The organism is Peterkaempfera griseoplana, assembly GCF_001418575.1.
Taxonomy (GTDB): domain Bacteria; phylum Actinomycetota; class Actinomycetes; order Streptomycetales; family Streptomycetaceae; genus Peterkaempfera; species Peterkaempfera griseoplana.
Window position 1 is genome coordinate 1 of record NZ_LIQR01000146.1, and the last position, 19,264, is coordinate 19,264.

19 protein-coding genes and 1 pseudogene are annotated in these 19,264 nt (G+C 74.2%); 4 read left to right on the forward strand and 16 right to left on the reverse strand.

Translation table 11 applies throughout. The annotated features are described in order from the left end of the window. Nucleotides 1–50 precede the first annotated feature (50 nt). Nucleotides 51–1,217, forward strand: coding sequence for a class I SAM-dependent methyltransferase (locus AOK09_RS12120; protein WP_055587167.1), 1,167 nt, complete (start codon nt 51–53; stop codon nt 1,215–1,217). A 54-nt stretch (nt 1,218–1,271) separates the two neighbouring features. Here the strand turns inward: AOK09_RS12120 and AOK09_RS12125 are convergent, their stop codons facing one another. From AOK09_RS12125 to tsaB, 4 genes are read right to left on the reverse strand one after another with little or no spacing between them, the layout of a single operon-like run. After that, nucleotides 1,272–1,571: a hypothetical protein gene (locus tag AOK09_RS12125; protein ID WP_055587168.1), complete on the reverse strand. Its 300-nt coding sequence runs from the start codon at nt 1,569–1,571 to the stop codon at nt 1,272–1,274. Beyond that, on the reverse strand, nt 1,568–2,662 hold the full coding sequence (tsaD, locus tag AOK09_RS12130) for a tRNA (adenosine(37)-N6)-threonylcarbamoyltransferase complex transferase subunit TsaD (RefSeq protein ID WP_055587169.1): 1,095 nt from the start codon (nt 2,660–2,662) through the stop codon (nt 1,568–1,570). The genes AOK09_RS12125 and tsaD overlap by 4 nt, the downstream gene beginning before the upstream one ends. Then, nucleotides 2,655–3,203 carry a ribosomal protein S18-alanine N-acetyltransferase gene (gene rimI / locus AOK09_RS12135; RefSeq protein ID WP_322973165.1) on the reverse strand — a complete coding sequence of 183 codons (549 nt, stop codon included), beginning with the start codon at nt 3,201–3,203 and terminating at the stop codon, nt 2,655–2,657. Before rimI ends, tsaD begins: the two co-directional genes overlap by 8 nt. Next, nucleotides 3,200–3,862 (reverse strand): tRNA (adenosine(37)-N6)-threonylcarbamoyltransferase complex dimerization subunit type 1 TsaB, encoded by a 663-nt coding sequence (gene tsaB / locus AOK09_RS12140; protein ID WP_055587171.1) that lies wholly within the window; start codon nt 3,860–3,862, stop codon nt 3,200–3,202. Before tsaB ends, rimI begins: the two co-directional genes overlap by 4 nt. Nucleotides 3,863–4,093: 231 nt before the next feature. On the opposite strand from tsaB, the gene AOK09_RS12145 reads away from it, so the two are divergent. Continuing rightward, on the forward strand, nt 4,094–4,657 hold the full coding sequence (locus AOK09_RS12145) for a hypothetical protein (RefSeq protein WP_055587172.1): 564 nt from the start codon (nt 4,094–4,096) through the stop codon (nt 4,655–4,657). 62 nt (nt 4,658–4,719) lie between these two features. On the opposite strand, the gene AOK09_RS12150 is transcribed toward AOK09_RS12145, so the two are convergent. The 8 genes from AOK09_RS12150 to glmS all read right to left on the reverse strand — a co-directional run bounded on the left by AOK09_RS12150 (nt 4,720) and on the right by glmS (nt 13,162). Continuing rightward, a complete protein-coding gene (locus AOK09_RS12150; protein ID WP_055587173.1) occupies nt 4,720–4,908 on the reverse strand; it encodes a hypothetical protein in 189 nt (62 codons plus the stop codon). Nucleotides 4,909–5,017: 109 nt separating this feature from the next. Then, the gene (tsaE, locus tag AOK09_RS12155; RefSeq protein ID WP_055587174.1) at nt 5,018–5,518 is read right to left on the reverse strand and encodes a tRNA (adenosine(37)-N6)-threonylcarbamoyltransferase complex ATPase subunit type 1 TsaE; all 501 of its coding nucleotides are present in this window, start codon (nt 5,516–5,518) and stop codon (nt 5,018–5,020) included. Between the two features lie 44 nt (nt 5,519–5,562). After that, on the reverse strand, nt 5,563–6,996 hold the full coding sequence (locus AOK09_RS12160) for an alpha/beta fold hydrolase (RefSeq protein ID WP_079062980.1): 1,434 nt from the start codon (nt 6,994–6,996) through the stop codon (nt 5,563–5,565). A 1-nt stretch (nt 6,997) separates the two neighbouring features. Further along, on the reverse strand, nt 6,998–8,167 hold the full coding sequence (gene alr / locus AOK09_RS12165; protein WP_245687253.1) for an alanine racemase: 1,170 nt from the start codon (nt 8,165–8,167) through the stop codon (nt 6,998–7,000). Between the two features lie 86 nt (nt 8,168–8,253). Continuing rightward, nucleotides 8,254–8,949: a L,D-transpeptidase gene (locus AOK09_RS12170; protein ID WP_055587176.1), complete on the reverse strand. Its 696-nt coding sequence runs from the start codon at nt 8,947–8,949 to the stop codon at nt 8,254–8,256. Between the two features lie 201 nt (nt 8,950–9,150). Further along, nucleotides 9,151–10,767 (reverse strand): NAD(P)H-hydrate epimerase, encoded by a 1,617-nt coding sequence (locus AOK09_RS12175; RefSeq protein ID WP_055587177.1) that lies wholly within the window; start codon nt 10,765–10,767, stop codon nt 9,151–9,153. A 43-nt stretch (nt 10,768–10,810) separates the two neighbouring features. Then, a complete protein-coding gene (locus AOK09_RS12180) occupies nt 10,811–11,179 on the reverse strand; it encodes a holo-ACP synthase (RefSeq protein ID WP_055587178.1) in 369 nt (122 codons plus the stop codon). Between the two features lie 126 nt (nt 11,180–11,305). Then, on the reverse strand, nt 11,306–13,162 hold the full coding sequence (gene glmS, locus AOK09_RS12185; RefSeq protein ID WP_055587185.1) for a glutamine--fructose-6-phosphate transaminase (isomerizing): 1,857 nt from the start codon (nt 13,160–13,162) through the stop codon (nt 11,306–11,308). A 128-nt stretch (nt 13,163–13,290) separates the two neighbouring features. Between glmS and coaA the strand changes: the two genes are divergently transcribed. Further along, nucleotides 13,291–14,292 (forward strand): type I pantothenate kinase, encoded by a 1,002-nt coding sequence (gene coaA / locus AOK09_RS12190; RefSeq protein ID WP_055587186.1) that lies wholly within the window; start codon nt 13,291–13,293, stop codon nt 14,290–14,292. A gap of 73 nt (nt 14,293–14,365) precedes the next feature. Here the strand turns inward: coaA and glmM are convergent, their stop codons facing one another. The 4 genes from glmM to AOK09_RS12210 form a co-directional block, all read right to left on the reverse strand. Continuing rightward, nucleotides 14,366–15,727, reverse strand: a complete 1,362-nt coding sequence (glmM, locus tag AOK09_RS12195) for a phosphoglucosamine mutase (protein ID WP_055587179.1) — start codon at nt 15,725–15,727, stop codon at nt 14,366–14,368. 209 nt (nt 15,728–15,936) lie between these two features. Beyond that, the gene (gene rpsI, locus AOK09_RS12200; RefSeq protein WP_055587180.1) at nt 15,937–16,419 is read right to left on the reverse strand and encodes a 30S ribosomal protein S9; all 483 of its coding nucleotides are present in this window, start codon (nt 16,417–16,419) and stop codon (nt 15,937–15,939) included. A 47-nt stretch (nt 16,420–16,466) separates the two neighbouring features. After that, entirely contained in the window at nt 16,467–16,910 is a 444-nt protein-coding gene (rplM, locus tag AOK09_RS12205; RefSeq protein ID WP_055587181.1) for a 50S ribosomal protein L13, read from the reverse strand. 261 nt (nt 16,911–17,171) lie between these two features. After that, complete coding sequence (locus tag AOK09_RS12210; RefSeq protein WP_055587182.1) at nt 17,172–18,821, reverse strand: ABC-F family ATP-binding cassette domain-containing protein; 1,650 nt, start codon at nt 18,819–18,821, stop codon at nt 17,172–17,174. Between the two features lie 133 nt (nt 18,822–18,954). Between AOK09_RS12210 and AOK09_RS40085 the strand changes: the two are divergent. Continuing rightward, nucleotides 18,955–19,264: pseudogene (locus tag AOK09_RS40085) on the forward strand (PQQ-binding-like beta-propeller repeat protein); the annotation flags it as partial.

Sequence of the window (19,264 nt, forward strand, 5' to 3'; positions counted from 1 at the left end):
GCCCGAAGGGCCGGCGCCGGCGGGTGGTGCGCGGGCGGGAGAATGGGCGGGTGGAGATCGAATCGTTCCGGGACCTGCTGACCGACGAGGGCCAGGGACTGCTGGCGCGGCTGCGCGACCACGCCCCCGGGGAGGAGCTGGCGCTGGCCACCCGGCTGCGCCGGGACCACCCCGCCGAGCTGGTGTCCGCGGCGCTGGGCCAGGCCCGGCTGCGGCAGCGGGCGAGGGCGAAGTTCGGCGGCGACGCGGACCGGATGTACTTCACCCCCGACGGGGTCGAGCAGGCCACCCGTACCTCGGTGGCGGAGTGGCGGGCCCGCCGGTTCGCGGCCTTGGGGGTGCGGCGGCTGGCCGACCTCTGCTGCGGGGTCGGCGGCGACGCGGTGGCGCTGGCCCGGGCCGGGATCTCGGTGCTGGCGGTGGACCGGTCGCCGCTGGCCTGTGCCGCGGCCGAGGCCAACGCGCGGGCGCTGGGGCTGGCCGAGCTGATCGAGGTCCGCTGCGCCGACGTGGCGGACGTGGAGCTGTCCGGGTACGACGCGGTCTTCACCGACCCCGCACGGCGGGGGGCGCGCGGCCGGATCTTCGACCCCGAGGCGTACTCCCCGCCGCTGTCCTGGGCCGTCGAGGCCGGCCGCCGCACCCCGTACGCCGCGCTGAAGATCGCCCCCGGGGTGCCCCATGAGGCGGTGCCCGCGGACGCCGAGGCCGAGTGGGTCTCCGACGGCGGCAACGTCAAGGAGGCGGTGCTCTGGTTCGGCACCGGGGCCGCCCAGCCGCACCGGGCGACCCTGCTGCCCGGCGGCCACACCCTCACCGGCGGCCGGCTGCCCGACCCGCCGGTGGGGCCGGTGGGCGGCTTCCTCTACGAGCCGGACGGCGCGGTGATCCGGGCCCATCTGGTGGCCGAGGTGGCCGAGCAGATCGGCGCCACCCTGATCGACCCGACCATCGCCTATCTCACCGCCGGGACGCTGGTACGCACCCCCTGGGCCACCGCGTACGCCATCACCGACACCCTGCCGTTCAACGTCAAACGGCTGCGGGCGCTGCTCAGGGAACGCGGGGTGGGCACGGTGGTGGTCAAGAAGCGCGGCTCCGCGGTGGAGCCGGAGGAACTGCGCCGCAAGCTGAAGCCCGAGGGCCCCCACTCCTGCACGGTCTTCCTCACCCGGGTCGCGGGGGCGCCGGCCATGCTGCTGGGGCACCCGGCCTGACCGGCCGGCACCCGCGGGACGGGACGGCCGGGCGGCCGGCGACCACCGGACCGGTCAGGGGTAGCTCTCCACCCGGCGGAACCGCCAGCGGTGCGGCTCCCGGTGCAGCAGTCCCGGGGGCGGCTCCGGCAGCTCCGGCAGGAGCCGCCGCTCCGGCTCCTGGACCGCCTCGGGGGCGGCCGACCACCAGGTGATCACCAGCACCCGGTCCTCCGGGGCGGTGAACACCTCCGCCCGCTCCAGGCCCGCCGCGGAGGCGGTCAGCTCCGGCAGGGCGTGTTCCACCACCCACTCCAGCAGAGCCTCTCCGCGGCCCTCCGCGGCCCGCGCCTCCCACATCAGCGCCACGGTCATGCCCCGCCCCCGAGGGCACTGTGGGCGTGCGCGTGCAGCGCGTCGTGGGCGTCCGGCACCGAGACCTCGGTGACCGGCAGCGAGGAGTCCGCGGAGAGGTCGAAGGCGGAGGCGTCCCGGCCGCGCCACACCATCTCCGCGCCGAGCGCGGCCACCATCGCACCGTTGTCGGTGCACAGGCCCGGCCGGGGCACCCGCAGCCGGATGCCGGCCCGCTCGCAGCGTTCCTGCGCCATCGCCCGCAGCCGGGAGTTGGCCGCGACACCGCCGCCGATCATCAGATGGTCCACGCCGTTGGCCCGGCACGCCCTGACCGCCTTGCGGGTCAGCACATCGGTGACGGCCTCCTGGAAGGACGCGGCGACATCCGCCACCGGCACCTCCTCCCCGGCCCGCCGCTTCTGCTCCACCCAGCGGGCGACCGCGGTCTTCAGGCCCGAGAAGGAGAAGTCGTACTCGGGGTCGCGCGGGCCGGTGAGGCCGCGCGGGAAGCGGATCGCCTCCGGGTCGCCCTCCCTGGCCATCCGGTCGACCACCGGCCCGCCGGGGAAGCCCAGGCCCAGGACCCGCGCCACCTTGTCGAAGGCCTCACCGGCCGCGTCGTCGATGGTGGCGCCCAGCGGCCGGACGTCGCTGGTGATGTCCTCGGTGAGCAGCAGCGAGGAGTGGCCGCCGGAGACCAGCAGCGCCATGGTGGGCTCGGGCAGCCTGCCGTGCTCCAGCTGGGAGACGCAGATGTGCGAGGCCAGGTGGTTGACCCCGTACAGCGGCTTGCCCAGCGCATAGGCGTACGCCTTGGCCGCGGAGACCCCCACCAGCAGCGCGCCGGCCAGGCCGGGCCCGGCGGTGACCGCGATGCCGTCGAGGTCGGAGGCTGCGACACCGGCCTGGTCCAGGGCCCGCTGCACGGTCGGGACCATGGCCTCCAGATGGGCGCGGCTGGCCACCTCGGGGACCACGCCGCCGAAGCGGGCGTGCTCGTCGACGCTGGAGGCCACCGCGTCGGCGAGCAGGGTGGTGCCGCGGACGATGCCGACGCCGGTCTCGTCGCAGGAGGTCTCGATACCCAGAACGAGGGGCTGATCAGCCATGGAGGGTCTTTCCTTGGTCGACGGGTGCGGCGGTGGCCGCCATGGGTTCGGGCAGCGGGGCGCGGGCCGGGTCCGCCAGGCGCATCACCAGGGCGTCCACGCCGGAGGGCTGGTAGTAGTTGCGGCGCACCCCGATCGGCTGGAAGCCGAACCGCTCGTAGAGGCGCTGGGCACGTACGTTGTCCACCCGCACCTCCAGCAGCAGGTCGGCGCAGCCCTGCTCGCCCGCCTCCCGCACCAGCTCCGCGAGCAGCCGGGAGCCCAGCCCGCCGCCCCACCGGCCGCGGGCCACCGCGATGGTCTGCACGTCGCCCTCGCCGGACACCGCCATCAGCCCGGCGTAGCCGACCACGCGGCCCTCGGCGTCCTCGGCCACCGTGTAGTGACGGGTGGCGCCGGGGTGGCGGGCGTCGGCGAGCTCCGACCAGAACATGCCGGCCGACCAGGCGTCCTCCGGGAAGAGCACCCGCTCCAGTTCCAGCACGGGCTCGATGTCCCACCAGCGCATCGGCCGCAGCGTGATCCCGGGACCACCGCTCACCTGGGGAGCACCGCCTTGTAGCCGGCGGGCACCTGCGCGTCGGGGCGGCGCAGATAGAGCGGCGTGGGCGGCAGCAGCGCGGCACCGGCCGCCAGCTGCTCGGCCGCGAACGCCGCGAGATGGCCCGCGGAGACATGCTCGGGGCCGCGGGCGTCGGTGAAGACCTCGGGGTAGAGCCGGGCACCCGCGCCCACCGCGGGCCGACCCGCCACCCGGTCGGCGATCTCGGCCGGCCGGTCGACGTCCGGCCCGGAGACCCGGGCGCCGTCCTGGTCGTAGGCGGCCCAGTAGACCTCCTTGCGGCGGGCGTCGGTCGCCGCCGTGAAGGGGCCGCCGAGGCCGTCGGCGCGTGCCGCACGGGCGATCCCGTCCAGGGTGCAGACCCCGTGCACGGGGACGGCCAGGGCGTGGCCCAGGGCGGCCGCGGTGACCAGGCCCACCCGCAGGCCGGTGTACGGGCCCGGCCCGACGCCCACCACCACGGCGGTGAGGTCGCCCTTGGCCGCCCCGGCGTCGTGCAGCACCTGGTCGATCACGGGCAGCAGCAGCTCGCCGTGGCGGCGGGCGTCGATCCTGGTGGACTCGGCCAGCACCGCGGTGCCGTCGTGCAGGGCGGCGGTGACGGCGGGGGTCGCGGTGTCGAAGGCGAGGAGGAGCACAGCTCCAGGTTAGAGCGTCCCGGCACGGCCTCCGGCCGGGTGTCCTGAGCGGCCTCCGGCCGGGTGCCCGAAGCAGCCTCCCGCCGGGTGCCCGAAGCAGCCTCCCGCCGGGTGCCCGAGGCGGCCGCCCGCAGCGGCCTCCGGCACCGTGTCCGAGGCGGGCAGCGCGGGGGCGGCCGGCGGCGACTGGCACGATGGGGGGCGACACCGCATGGAAGGCGAGGAGCGCTCGTGGCGAAGATCGGTTCGGGGACGGTCGTCACCGGACTCACCCTGGGGGCGATGGCGGCGGTCGCCGCACTCGCCGTGCAGGCGAAGGGCACCGAGCACAGGGCGGCCCCGGCCTCGCCCCCGCCGCCCAAGGCCGGTGCCTCGGCCCGCCCGGGCAGCACGCCCCGGCCGCAGCCGCCGGCGGTGCCCGCGGCCTCGGGCAGCGGGCGCCGGGTGGTCTACTCGCTCCGCGCGGACCGGGTGTGGCTGGTGGACCCGGCCGGGAAGCCCCGGACGGTACGGACCTTCCGGGTGCAGCCCAGCACCGTCGACCCGGCGCCGGGCAGCTACCGGGTCTTCTCCCGCACTCCGGCCACCACCGGTTCCGACGGCCGGGCGATCGAGCATGTGGTGCTGTTCGACCGGCTGCCGGGGACGGTGGTGGGCTTCAGCGCCGCGGTGGACAACACCACCCCCAAGCCCGACCCCAGCCAGCGGACCGGCGGTGTCCGCGGGACCCGGCGCGACATGGCGGCGCTCTGGGACTTCGCGGGACTCAACAGCAGGGTCGTCGTAGTCCCCTGAGCGCGGCGTCATGGCCCGCCGTCGGGGCAGGGCCTGCAGGCGGCGCGGCGCGCGCCGCCGGCTCAGGCGGCGCGCGGCGGGCGCTGCTCCTCGGGGGGCTCGGCCGACGGCGGGGTGGAGATGGCCGCGGCCGCCGCGCACGCCGCCAGCACCTCCCGGACGGCGACGGCCGGCGGGGCGGGAACGGGGGCCTCGGACGGGCCGGGACGGCGCTCGTCGGCGGACGGGCCCTGCGGGGTGGTGCTCGGCATGGTGCCTCCCGGAGTTAGGTACACCTAACCGCGTACACCATGTGACCACGCCCACCCCCGGAAGCGCAACAGGATGCCGACAACGCGTCGGCAACGACTCCGCCCCCGGTCAGCCCGCCAGTGCGGTGAGGTCGACGCCGTCCCAGCGCCGTCCGAGCCCGCTGAGCACCACCCGGCGCGGATCGTGGTCGTCCACCGCGGCCTCACCGCCGAGGCTCCGTTCGATGCGCACCTCCAGCCGCTCCTCCGAGAGCTGCTCCACCTTGCCCTCGCCCCACTCCACGACCACCACCGACTCGGGCAGCGAGACGTCCAGGTCGAGGTCCTCCATCTCGTCCAGGCCGCCGCCCAGCCGGTAGGCGTCCACATGCACCAGCGCCGGGCCGCCGGTCAGGGAGGGGTGCACCCGGGCGATGACGAAGGTCGGCGAGGTGACCGCGCCGCGTACGCCGAGGCCCTCGCCCAGGCCGCGGGTGAGCGTGGTCTTGCCCGCGCCCAGCTCTCCGGAGAGCAGCACCAGGTCCCCGGGGCGCAGCAGCGCGGCCAGACCCCGGCCCAGCTGCTGCATCTGCTCGGGGCCGGGCACGGTCAGGGTGGTGTACGAGCCCATGGGGGTGTCGCGGTCCTTCCAGGTGGTGCGTACGGCGTCCGCAGTCAGGGTTGCACGCCGGCGTCGCCGAGGTCACCGTCGTCGCCGGCGGCTTCCCGTACCGAGGCCGGGAGCGGTGCGCCGCAGCGCCGGGCGGCCCGCACCAGCAGCGCCGCCAGGCGGCTGTTGACCAGCTCGGGGTGCTCCAGTATCACCAGGTGCCCGGCGTCGGGGACGACCACCAGCTCGGAGCCCGGCAGGGCCGTGGCTATCGCCTCGCTGTGGCCGGGCGGGGTGAGCAGGTCCCCGGTACCGGCCAGCACCAGGGCGGGGATGCCGTCCAGCGCCGCCAGCGCGGCCGTCTTGTCGTGCACGCCGAAGGCCGGGTAGAACTCGGCGACCACGTCGATGGGCGTGGCCTCCAGCATCTGCTCGGCGAAGCGGGCCACCGAGGGGTCGACGTCCGCGCTGGCGAAGGAGAACCTGCGGTAGAACACCGCGGCGAACTCGCTGCCCGCCCGCCGGGTCGCCTCCACCAGCTCGACCTGGCGGCCCAGCGCCCTCAGCACCCCCGGGGCCACCCGGTGCAGCATCCGGGCACCGTACGCGGGCAGGCCCAGGGTCACCTCGCGCCAGTTGCCGGCGGTGGTGCCGATCAGGGCGACGCCGGCCACCCGCTCGCGGAACAGCTCGGGGTCCTGGTCCGCCAGGGCCATGATCGTCATGCCGCCCATGGAGTGGCCCACCAGGACCAGCGGGCCCTCGGGGGCGACCGCGTCGATGACGGCCCGCAGATCCCCGCCGAGCTGGTCGATGGTGGCGGGCTCGCCCGCCTGGTAGGAGCGGCCCCGCTCGGAGCGGCCGTGGCTGCGCTGGTCCCAGAACACCAGCCGCACGCCCTCGCGCAGCCAGGCGCGCTGGAAGTGCCAGCTGTCCTGGTTGAGGCAGTAGCCGTGGCAGAAGACCACGGTGAGCGGCGCCGAGCCGTCCGCGGCCGCCAGGTCCCCGGCGGGGGCGGTGGCCAGCGCGGGCCGCGGCGGCCGCAGACGGCCGAACCAGCCCCAGCGGGCGGGGGCGGCGTCCGGGTCGTCCAGCGGGTCGGCCCCCGTGACGGGTACGGCGGCCCGGGGTTCCTCGTCGGCCGCCGCGGGGGCCGGCCGGGCGGTGCCGTCCAGCTCCACGTAGAGCCTGGTGCCGTCCTCGGCGGTGACCCGGCGGGAGACGCCGCGCAGCGAGCCGAACGGCGCCGCGGCGTCCAGTTCGGCCCGGGCCCGCAGCCGCATGGTCCGGCCGACGGTCAGCCGCTCCAGGGCGACCCCGGCCGCGGCGCCCGCGGCGACCACACCCACCGACATGCCGAGGACGCCGGCCCGGCGGCCCGCCCTCAGCAGCCGCCCGTCCACGGTCGCGGCGGCCTCACCGACCGCCTGCACGGCCCGCACCGCGGACTCCGCGGCACCGGCGGCCGCGCCCAACGACTTTCCCGCCTCGCTGGCCATATCAGGGGGTGACCTCCTGCCCGCCCGGCACGGCGCCGGCCCGGCCGTGCACGTACCTCCGGGGGACTCTTACCCCGATCCGGGTGACGATCTCGTAGGAGATCGTCCCGCAGGCCCGTGCCCAGTCCTCGGCCGTGGGCTCGCCCCGGTCCCCGGGGCCGAACAGCACCGCCTCGTCGCCGACGGCGGCGCGGTCGCCGCCCAGGTCCACCACGAACTGGTCCATCGCGACCCGGCCGGCCACGGTGCGCCACTTCCCGGCCACCTGGACCGGGCCGCAGCCGCTGGCGTGGCGGGGGATGCCGTCGGCGTAGCCGAGCGGCACCAGGGCCAGCGAGGTCTCCCCCGGGGTGACGTAGTGGTGGCCGTAGCTCACGCCGTGGCCACCGGGCACCTGTTTCACCGAGGCCAGCCGGGCCTCCAGGGTCATCACCGGGCGCAGCCCGAAGTCGGCGGGGGAACCCTCCTCCGGGACCGGGGAGAGCCCGTACATCGCCACTCCGGTGCGGACCAGGTCGTAGTGGGTCTCGGGCAGCAGCAGGGTGGCGGGCGAGTTGGCGATATGGCGCACCTCGGGCTCGGCGCCCTGCGCCTCGGCGTGTGCCAGCGCCTCCCGGAAGGCGGTCAGCTGCGCCTGGATCGAGGGGTGGCCGGGCTCGTCGGCCGCGGCGAAGTGCGACCAGATCCCTGCGATCCGCAGCTGCCCGGCGGCCTCCGCGCGGCGGGCGGCGGCCACCAGCTCGGGCCAGTCGTGCGGCTGGCAGCCGTTGCGGCCCAGGCCGGTGTCGGCCTTGAGGTGGATCCTGGCCGGGACGCCGGTGCGCTCCACGGCGGCCAGCAGTTCGGTGAGGGCCCAGCGGCCGCTGACGGAGATGTCCACGTCGGCGCGCAGCACCTCGTCCCAGGGCCCGCCGGGGGTCCAGAGCCAGCACAGCACCCGCGCCCGGTCCGGACCGATCCCCGCGGCGCGCAGCGCCAGGGCCTCCTCCGGGGTGGCGGTGCCCAGCCAGGCCGCGCCCGCCAGCAGCGCCTCCCGGGCGCAGGGCAGCAGGCCGTGTCCGTAGGCGTCCGCCTTCACCACGGCCATCACCGCGGCCCGGCCGACCCTGCTGTCCAGGGCTTCGACGTTGGCACGCAGCGCCGCCAGGTCCACGGTTGCTTCGGCACGCATTGCTGTTCTCATCGCCTGCCAGTCTCCCATCCCACCGCTGCACGGCCTGCCGGAGGTGATCGGGAACACGCGCGGCGGGCCTTCGATCAGGTCCCGGGGCGCTTACCCCAGATGTAGACGTAGTCGTGGAGCTTGAGCACGCCCCAGAGGCGCTTGGCGTCGCTGTTGGTCATGTTGACGCAGCCGTGCGAGCCCGGCGGGGTGGAGATCGGGATGGACACGCCGTGGAACGCCTCGCCGCCGTCGAAGAACTGGCTGTACGGCATTGCCACGTTGTACAGCGTCGACCAGTGGTTCTGGTGGCGCCAGTAGATGCGCTTGAGCCCGGTGCGGGTCTCGTAGTTGTTGCGGCCGGAGCGGATCTTGACCGGGCTGAAGATCACCTTCTTGCCGTACTGGACCCACATCAGCTGGCGTCCCAGGTCCACGCAGGCGATCCGGCCCTTGTTGGTCGGGCACTTGCCCGCGGCGTTGGGGTTGGCCTTGGCCTTCAGCTCCTGCACCTTGCCCCAGGTGACCGGGCCTGCGTAGCCGATGTGCGGGCTGATCCCGTACTTGACCTGGAACTTCTGGATCGCCCGGCAGTCGGTGGCGGACTGCTTGCCGTCCACCTTCAGCTTCAGGTAGGCCTCCACCTGCCGCTGGTAGGGGCCGGTCTTGGTGGTGCAGGACGTGGCGGCCTGCGCCTCGCCCCCCGCCACGAACAACGACAGCGGGGCCACCAGGGCCGCCGTGGCCAGCACCGCCCCTGCCCGTCTTCCGGACACCTGCCTGATTCGCATGCTCTCGCCTCCTCGGCACACGCCCGTCGACGACGCGGCGCGCCATTCCCCCAGAGAGTCGTGCGGGCACTTGCCCGCACAGCTGAAAAGACCATCCGACCGGCCCTTCGGGTTGCAGGCGTTATGCACATGTGATCGGCCGACAACAGCGCGGCGGCCGGGCGCAGTTGCGCCCGGCCGCCGGGAGGGGGTGAGAGGCCGTCAGTCCGGGGTGCGGACGCTGCGCCAGGCCGCGCTGAGCGCCCCCGCCACATCGAGGGCCGAGACCGGGGCGCCGCCGGCGGCGTCACCGGTGGAGTCGCTGCGGCGGCCGGCCGCGGCGATCCGGGCTGCGAGCCCGTGGAGGTAGGCCGCGCCCGAGGCCGCGTCCACCGGTGCCAGCCCGGCCGCCAGCAGCGCCCCGGCCAGGCCCGCGAGCACATCGCCACTGCCGGCCGTGGCCAGCCAGGGCGTACCGGTCGGGTTGACCCGTACGGGGGAACCGGCCGCCACCGGGAAGGTCGGCCACTCCCGGTACCGGGCACCCCGGGTCACGGCGGCCTCCGCCGGGGCCGGGACCACCACCGTGGTGGACCCCTTGAGCAGCACCGTCGCCCCGTACAGCTCGGCCAGCCGCACCGCGTGCCGCAGCCGGGCGTGGGCCACCGCCTCCGCCGTGGCGCCCCGGTGGGCCGCGGCCAGCAGCCGGGTGGCCTCGCCCGCGTGCGGGGTGAGCAGCACCGGGCCGGTACGGCCCTCCAGGGCGGCCAGCCCCCGCTCGGCCAGCCAGCTCAGCCCGTCCGCGTCGATCAGCAGCGGCAGGTCGTCCCGGGCCAGCGCCTCACGCATCCCCCGGTCGGTGTCGTCCCCCAGGCCCGGTCCCACCACCCACGCCTGGACCCGTCCGGCCTCCGCGGGACCGCCCGCGGTCACCAGGGTCTCCGGGAAGCGCCGCACCACCTCCTCGGCCGCGCTGCCCGCGTACCGCACCGCGCCCGCTCCGCCGTGCAGCGCCCCGGCGACGGCCAGCACCGCCGCCCCCGGGTACCGGGCCGAGCCGGCGGCGATGCCCAGCACCCCGCGCCGGTACTTGTCGCTCTCCCCCGTGGGCACCGGCAGCAGCGCCGCCAGATCGGCGTGCTGCAGGGCCTCGGCCGCCGCCGGGCCGCCGGGCCGGCCGGCCCCCAGTTCGGGCCGCAGACCGATGTCCACCAGCCGCACCACACCCGCGTACTCGGCTCCCGGGTCCACCAGCAGCCCCGGCTTGTGGGTGCCGAAGGTGACGGTCACATCGGCCCGTACGGCCGCCCCGTGCACCTCCCCGGTGTCCGCGTCGACCCCGCTGGGCAGGTCGACGGCCACCACCAGCGCCCCGTGCCGCTCCCTGGCCCGCTGGGCCGCGGCCGCGTACGGCGCCGCCTCGGGGCGCAGCCCGCCCTGTCCGCCGATGCCGACGATGCCGTCCAGTACCAGGTCGGCCTGCTCCACCGCGGCCTCCCCGGCCGCCTTCCCGTGCGCCACCACCGTGCCGCCCGCGGCGCGCAGCGCCGCCAGACCGCCCTGGTGCGCCCGCTGCGGCGTCAGCAGCACCGCGGTGACCCCCGCGCCGCGCCGGGCCAGCCGGGCGCCCGCATAGAGGGCGTCACCGCCGTTGTCCCCGCTGCCGGCGAGCACCGCCACCCGGCTGCCGTAGACACCGCCCCGCAGGTCCGCCAGCGCCTGGGCGCAGGTGGCCGCCAGTCCCGCCGCGGCCCGCTGCATCAGCGCACCGTCCGGGACCCGGGCCATCAGCGCCGCCTCCGCCGCCCGCACCCGCTCGACCGTGTGCGCGTACCGCATCCGAGCCTCCCTCAGCGACTTCCGCCTGTCCGCCGAACGAGTGTCACCCCTCGGCGATCACCACGGCCGACGCCACGCCCGCGTCATGGCTGAGCGACACATGCCAGGCCGTCACTCCCAGCTCTGAGGCGCGGGCGGCGACGGTGCCGCCGACCTTCAGCACCGGCCGCCCGGAGGGCTCGCTGTACACCTCGGCGTCCAGCCAGTTGAGGCCGGACGGCGCCCCCAGCGCCTTGGCCAGCGCCTCCTTGGCGGCGAAGCGGACCGCCAGTGAGGCGGTGCCGCGCCGCTCGCCCGACGGCAGATAGAGCTCCCCCTCGGTGAAGAGGCGCTCGGCCATCCGCGGTGTCCGCTCCAGCGAGGCGCCGAAACGGTCGATGGCGGCGACGTCGATGCCCACACCTATGATCATCCGCTCGCTCCTGTCCTCAGTGGGCCGTCCCGCACTGTTGTTCCATCAGCATCGCGCACGGCCGGGGAAACAGCAGGCCGGGCCGCCCCACGCAGGGGACGGCCCGGCCTGCGCCGAACGGGTGGACTACTCGACGGTCACCGACTTGGCGAGGTTGCGCGGCTGGTCCACCTCATGGCCCCGGGCGGTGGCCAGCTCACAGGCGAAGACCTGCAGCGGAACCGTGGAGACCAGCGGCTGGAGCAGCGTCGGGGTCACCGGGATGCGGATCAGGTGGTCGGCGTACGGAGCCACCGTCTCGTCGCCCTCCTCCGCGATCACGATGGTGCGGGCACCGCGGGCGCGGATCTCCTGGATGTTGGAGACGATCTTGTCGTGCAGCACCGAGCGGCCGCGCGGCGAGGGCACCACCACGACCACCGGCAGGTCCTGCTCGATCAGCGCGATCGGGCCGTGCTTCAGCTCGCCCGCCGCGAAGCCCTCGGCGTGCATGTACGCCAGCTCCTTGAGCTTGAGCGCACCCTCCAGCGCCACCGGGTACCCCACATGGCGGCCCAGGAAGAGCACCGCGGAGGCGGAGGAGAGCGAGCGGGCGAGCTCACGCACCGGCTCCATGGTGCCCAGCACCTCCTCCACCTGGCGGGGCGCGTCGGCGAGCTGCCGGATGACGGTGTTGATCTCGTCGCCCCACTTGGTGCCGCGGACCTGGCCCAGGTACAGGGCGACCAGGTAGCAGGCCACCAGCTGGGTGAGGAACGCCTTGGTGGAGGCCACCGCCACCTCGGGCCCGGCGTGGGTGTACAGCACCGCGTCGGACTCACGGGGGATGGTGGAGCCGTTGGTGTTGCAGATCGCCAGCACCTTGGCGCCCTGCTCACGGGCGTGGCGCAGGGCCATCAGGGTGTCCATGGTCTCGCCGGACTGCGAGATGGCGATCACCAGGGTCTGCTGGTCGAGGATCGGGTCGCGGTAGCGGAACTCGCTGGCCAGCTCGACCTCGCAGGGCAGCCGGGTCCAGTGCTCGATGGCGTACTTGGCGATCATGCCCGCGTGGAAGGCGGTGCCGCAGGCCACGATCACGATCTTGTCGACCGCGCGCAGCACCCGGTCCTCGATGCGCACCTCGTCCAGGGTGAGCCGGCCGTCGGTGCCGATGCGTCCCAGCAGGGTGTCGGCGACCGCCTTGGGCTGCTCGGCGATCTCCTTCAGCATGAAGTAGTCGTAGCCGCCCTTCTCGGCGGCCGAGGCGTCCCAGTCCACGTGGTACTCGCGGACCTCGGCGGGGGTGCCGTCGAAGTCCGTCACCGTGACCGCGTCGGCGCGCAGCTCCACGACCTGGTCCTGGCCCAGCTCGATCGCCTCGCGGGTGTGGGCGATGAAGGCGGCGACATCCGAGGCCAGGAAGTTCTCGCCGTCGCCGCGGCCGACCACCAGCGGCGAGTTGCGGCGGGCACCCACCACCACCCCGGGCGCGTCCGCGTGCACCGCCACCAGGGTGAAGGCGCCGTCCAGCCGGCGGCAGACCCGCCGCATCGCCTCGGCCAGGTCGCCCCCGGCCGGGGCGTACTCCTCGCCCAGCAGGTGCGCCACGACCTCGGTGTCGGTCTCGGAGCGCAGCTCGTGGCCGCGCTCGGCGAGCTCCGCCCGCAGTGCGGCGAAGTTCTCGATGATCCCGTTGTGGACGACCGCGACCCTGTTCGCACCGTCCAGATGGGGGTGGGCGTTGGCGTCCGTGGGGCCGCCGTGGGTGGCCCAGCGGGTGTGGCCGATGCCGGTGGTGCCGGCCGGGAGCGGAGTGTCGGCCAGGGACTTCTCCAGGTTGGCGAGCTTGCCGGCCCGCTTGTCGACGGCCAGCGAGCCGTCGTCCCCGGTCTGCACGGCGACGCCCGCCGAGTCGTACCCGCGGTACTCCAGCCTCTTCAGACCCGCGATCACTACATCAAGCGCGGGCTGCCCGCCCACATAACCAACGATTCCGCACATGAGCGCCAGCATAAGCTGCCCGCAGCCCTCCGGTACGACTCGTCACACCGGGTGAGCGCGTCCGGACGGCCGCTCCGTGACGGAACGCACACCCCACGCCGCCGACCGCACGGACCACAATGGACCATGTGCTGACGACCGATGCCCGCCTGCAGAGCGCGACGGCGCCCTCCCCGACCCCGTATGTGGACCTGGACCGGGCGGAGTGGAGCGCACTGCGCGACCGCACCCCGCTGCCGCTCACCGCGGCCGAGGTGGAGCGGCTGCGCGGCCTCGGCGACGCCATGGACCTCGACGAGGTCGCGGACGTCTATCTGCCGCTCTCCCGGCTGCTCAACCTCTACATCCACGCCACCAGGGAGCTGCGGGGCGCGCTCGGCACCTTCCTGGGCAGCTCCAAGTTCCCGGACGGGCCCGACTCCGAGGCCGTCCGGACGCCCTTCGTCATCGGCGTGGCCGGGTCGGTGGCGGTCGGCAAGTCCACCACGGCCCGGCTGCTGCAGGCGCTGCTGGCCCGCTGGCCGGAGCACCCCAGTGTGGAGCTGGTCACCACCGACGGCTTCCTGCTGCCCAACGCCGAGCTGCGCCGCCGCGGTCTGATGGCCCGCAAGGGGTTCCCGGAGTCCTACGACCGCCGGGCGCTCACCCGCTTCGTCGCCGACGTCAAGGCCGGCAAGGACGAGGTGACGGCTCCGGTCTACTCGCACCTGGTCTACGACATCGTGCCCGGCGAGCGGCTGACGGTCCGCCGGCCCGACATCCTGATCGTGGAGGGCCTGAACGTGCTGCAGCCCGCCCTCCCCGGCAAGGACGGCCGCACCCGGCTGGCGGTCTCCGACTACTTCGACTTCTCCATCTACGTCGACGCGCGCACCGACGACATCGAGTCCTGGTACCTGTCGCGGTTCCGCAAGCTGCGGGAGACCGCCTTCCAGGACCCCTCCTCGTACTTCCGCCGCTTCACCGACGTGCCGGAGGAGGAGGCGCTGGAGTACGGACGCACGGTGTGGCGCACCATCAACCGGCCCAACCTCCTGGAGAACGTGCTGCCGACCCGCGGCCGGGCCACCCTCGTCCTCCAGAAGGGCCAGGACCACAAGGTCCGCCGCGCCCGCCTGCGCAAGCTCTGAGAGCCCCACGGCGAACCGCCCGCGCGGCCGCACCCGCTCCCGGCGGGGGCGGCCGCGCGGGCGGCTACGGGGATCAGCCCAGATGGGTGCGTACGGCGTCGGCGAGGCGCTCGGCGACGGCCTGCGCCTGGTCCGCCTCGGCCGCCTCCACCATCACCCGGACCAGCGGCTCGGTACCGGAGGGACGCAGCAGCACCCGGCCGGTGGTGCCCAGCTCGCTCTCGGCGGCGGCCACGGCGGCGGCGAGCTCCTCGGAGGTGTGCACCCGGCTGCGGTCCACCCCCTTGACGTTGACCAGCACCTGCGGCAGCCGCGACATCACGGCGGCCAGGTCGGCCAGCGGCTGCTTGGTGGCCGCGATCCGGGCGGCCAGCATCAGACCGGTGAGGGTGCCGTCGCCGGTGGTGGCGTGGTCCAGCAGGATGACATGGCCGGACTGCTCGCCGCCCAGCGAGTAGCCGTGCTCCCGCATGGACTCCAGGATGTAGCGGTCGCCGACCGCGGTCTGCACCAGCTCGATGCCCTCCCGCTCCATGGCCAGCTTGAAGCCGAGGTTGGACATCACGGTGCCGACCACCGTGTTCTTGCGCAGCCGGCCGGCCTCCCGCATGCCGACGGCAAGCACCGCGAGGATCTGGTCGCCGTCGATCTCGTTGCCGTCGGCGTCCACGGCCAGGCAGCGGTCGGCGTCCCCGTCGTGGGCGACACCCAGGTCGGCCCGGTGGTCGAGGACGGCGGTGCGCAGCTTCTCGATGTGGGTGGAGCCGACGCCGTCGTTGATGTTGAGGCCGTTGGGCTCCGCCCCCAGGGTGTGGACGACCTCGGCACCGGCGCGGGCGAACGCCTCGGGGGAGATGCGGGCGGCGGCGCCGTGGGCGCCGTCGATGACCACCTTCAGCCCGTCCAGCCGGTTGGGCAGCACGGCGACCAGGTGGGCGATGTACTGGTCGAAGCCCTCGTCGTAGCTGCGGACGCGACCGACCGCGGCGCCCACCGGGCGCTGCCAGGAGTCGTCGGCGGCGTGGCTGCGGTAGAGCTCCTCGATGGCGTCCTCGATCTCGTCGGCCAGCTTGTGGCCGCCGCGGGCGAGGAACTTGATGCCGTTGTCGGGCATCGGGTTGTGGCTGGCGGAGAGCATCACACCGAGGTCCGCGCCGAGCGCACCGGTGAGGTAGGCCACCGCCGGGGTGGGCAGCACACCGACCCGCAGCACGTCCACCCCGGAGCTGGCCAGGCCGGCGATCACCGCGGCCTCCAGGAACTCGCCCGAGGCGCGGGGGTCGCGGCCGACCACCGCCACCGGCCGGTGGCCCTCGAAGGCCCCGGCGTCGCCGAGCACATGTGCTGCGGCCACCGACAGGCCGAGCGCCAGCTCGGCGGTGAGATCCGCGTTGGCGACGCCACGTACGCCGTCCGTGCCGAAGAGTCGTCCCACTGAATCCAACCTCCGTGGCTCGTCGCCGCGCGGACACAGCCACCGGGACCGGTGGTGCGCACTGCCGCCTGCCCGGTCGCAGGCCCTGCATTCCGTACGACTACTCCATTGGACGCCATTGCACGCCCGATGATGCTGCTCAGGATGCACGACGCCCCGGGGGCTGCTGCCCCCGGGGCGTCGTGGAAGCCGAGGCCGAAGCCTCTGCTTTAGCGCTTGCTGTACTGCGGCGCCTTGCGGGCCTTCTTCAGACCGGCCTTCTTGCGCTCGGTGGCGCGGGCGTCACGGGTCAGGAAGCCGGCCTTCTTGAGCGGGCCGCGGTTGTTGTCCACGTCCGCCTCGTTGAGGGCGCGGGCCACGCCGAGGCGCAGGGCGCCGGCCTGGCCGGAGACGCCGCCGCCGCTGATGCGGGCGACGACGTCGTAACGACCGTCGATCTCGAGCACCTTGAAGGGCTCGTTGACGATCTGCTGGTGCACCTTGTTCGGGAAGTACTCCTCGAGGGTGCGGCCGTTGATCTTCCACACACCGGTGCCGGGGACGATGCGCACGCGGGCGATCGCCTCCTTGCGACGGCCGAGGCCGGCGCCCGGGATGGCCTCGCCGAAGCGGGAGGCCAGCGACTCGGTGGTGTAGTTCTCCTCGACGGTCTCCTCGACCTCGAGGGGGGTCTCGATGGCAGTCTCGGCCACGGTGATCCTCAGCTCCTGCTACTCAGATGGGGGTTTGGTGGCCGGAATTACTGCGCGACCTGGGTGATCTCGAACGGCACCGGCTGCTGGGCAGCGTGGGGGTGCTGGTCGCCCGAGTACACCTTCAGCTTGGAGAGCATCTGGCGGCCGAGGGAGTTCTTCGGCAGCATGCCCTTGATCGCCTTCTCGACGGCCTTCTCGGGGTTCTTGTCGAGCAGGTCGTCGTAGCGCACCGAGCGGAGACCACCCGGGTAGCCGGAGTGGCGGTAGGCCAGCTTCTGGGTCCGCTTGTTGCCGGAGAGGTGCACCTTGTCGGCGTTGATGATGATGACGAAGTCACCAGTGTCAACGTGCGGCGCGTACACCGGCTTGTGCTTGCCCCGAAGGAGAGATGCAGCCTGGGATGCCAGGCGGCCCAGCACGACGTCGGTCGCGTCGATGACGTGCCACTGACGCTGGACGTCGCCGGGCTTAGGGCTGTACGTACGCACGGTCGTAGCCTTCGCTTTTCAGTGAGTGTGTCCTGACAGGGCCACCCGGACGATCACGATCAGCCTGGACATGCCGCCTTGGACGCAACAAGGGGGGATCCGCTGGTCATCGGCCCGGTGAACCGGCGTACCGACCTCTCACGTGAGATGGAGCGAGCCAATACGCACAACAAGCTCGCAGAATACCGGCCCGGGCCCGGACGGGTCAAAACGACCCGTCCGGCGTACGGGTCAACTCTGCCGAGCCGGCCCCCTTTTGGGTCACCGCTCCCGGATCACCCGCTTCTCGTCCCAGACCGGCTGCGGCGCCTCGTAGACCCGGCCGTCCTGGCCGAACACCAGGAAGCGGTCGAACGAACGCGCGAACCAGCGGTCGTGGGTGACGCAGAGCACCGTCCCCTCGAACGCCTCCAACCCCTCCTGCAACGCCTCCGCCGACTCCAGGTCCAGGTTGTCGGTGGGCTCGTCCAGCAGCAGCGCGGTGACCCCGGACAGCTCCAGCCGCAGGATCATCAGCCTCGCCTGCTGACCGCCGGACAGCGACTCGAAGCGCTGGTCGGCCTGGCCGTGCAGCTCGTAGCGGCGCAGCGCGCTCATGGCCTGGCCGCGGTCGCGGGCGTGCTCGGTCGCCAGGATCTCCTGCGGGGTGCGGCCCAGCAGTTCGGGATGGGCGTGGGTCTGCACGAAGTGCCCGGGGACGACCCGGGCGCCCAGCTTCCACTCCCCCCGGTGCCGTACCGAGGAGTCCCCCGCCAGCAGCCGCAGGAAGTGCGACTTGCCCGAGCCGTTGGAGCCCAGCACCGCCACCCGCTCGCCGTAGAAGACCTCCAGGTCGAAGGGGGACATCAGCCCGCTGAGCTCCAGCCCCTTGCAGGTGACCGCCCGCACCCCGGTACGGCCGCCCTTGAGCCGCATGGAGATCTGCTGCTCGCGCGGCGGCACCTCCGGCGGCCCCGCCTCCTCGAACTTCCGCAGCCGGGTCTGCGCCGCCTGGTAGCGGGAGGCCAGGCCGTCGTTGAAGGCGGCCTTGTTCTTCAGGGTGTTGACCAGCTGCTTGAGCTTGGCGTGCTCCTCGTCCCAGCGGCGGCGCAGCTCCTCCAGCCGCTCGAAGCGCTCCTTGCGGGCCTCGTGGTACGAGGCGAAGCCCTCGCCGTGCACCCAGACGCGGCTGCCCGCCGGGCCCGGCTCCACGCTGATGATCTTGTCGGCGGTACGGGCCAGCAGCTCCCGGTCGTGCGAGATGAAGAGCACCGTCTTGGCGGTGGCCCGGATCTGCTCCTCCAGCCAGCGCTTGCCGGGGACGTCCAGGTAGTTGTCCGGCTCGTCCAGCAGCAGCACCTCGTCCGGCCCGCGCAGCAGCGCCTCCAGCACCAGCCGCTTCTGCTCACCGCCGGAGAGGGTGCCGAGACCCCGCCACTGCGACGACTCGAAGGGCATGCCCAGGGCGGCGGTGGTGCAGACGTCCCACACGGTCTCGTACTCGTAGCCGCCGGCGTCCGCCCAGTCGGCCAGCGCCTGGGCGTAGCCCAGCTGGGCCGGCTCGTCGTCCTGCGCCATCATCGCCAGCTCGGCGGCGTCCACCGCCAGCGCGGCGGTGCGGATCCTCGGCGGGGCCACCGAGACCAGCAGGTCCCGTACGCAGGCGTCCTCCGGCAGCCCTCCGCCGTCGGAACCACGGCCGGTGGTGCCGACGAACTGACGCATCACCCCCAGCCCCCCGCTCACCGTGACGGTGCCGCCGTGCGGCTGGACGTCACCCGCCAGCAGGCGCAGCAGGGTGGTCTTGCCGGCGCCGTTGGCACCGACCAGGGCGACCGCCGCGCCCTCGCCGACCCGGAAGGACGCGTCGTTGAAGAGCACCCGTCCGTCCGGCAGGTAGTACTCCAGGTGCGAAATCTCCACGTGTCCCATGGCAGGGGATTCTCCGCCGCGCCCGCCGTACCTCCCAAGCGCTTTTCCGGCGCGGCCCCGACCCACGGTGCGTCAGAACCGGCGCTGACCTCCCCATGGGTCGGTAAAGCCCGATGCCCTAAGATTCGGGCCCATGAGCGATGGGTGGGGAGCGGCCCCGGGTGCCGGCGGCGGACAGCCGCAGGACGGGCCGCAGGCAGGTCAGCAGCAGGGACAGCCGGGGCAGCAGGGGCAGGCGCAGGAACAGCCGCAGGGCGGCGCACAGTGGCCCGGCCAGCAGGGCGGACCGCAGGCCTCCACGCCGGCGGGGACGACCCCGCAGGGGCTCCCCCAGCGTGCCGCAGGCGGCCAGCAGCCCCAGTCGCCCTTCCCGGCGCACGCCACGGGCCAGCCCTCCGGCTACGGCTACCCGCAGCAGCAGCCGGGCTACGGCTATCCGCAGC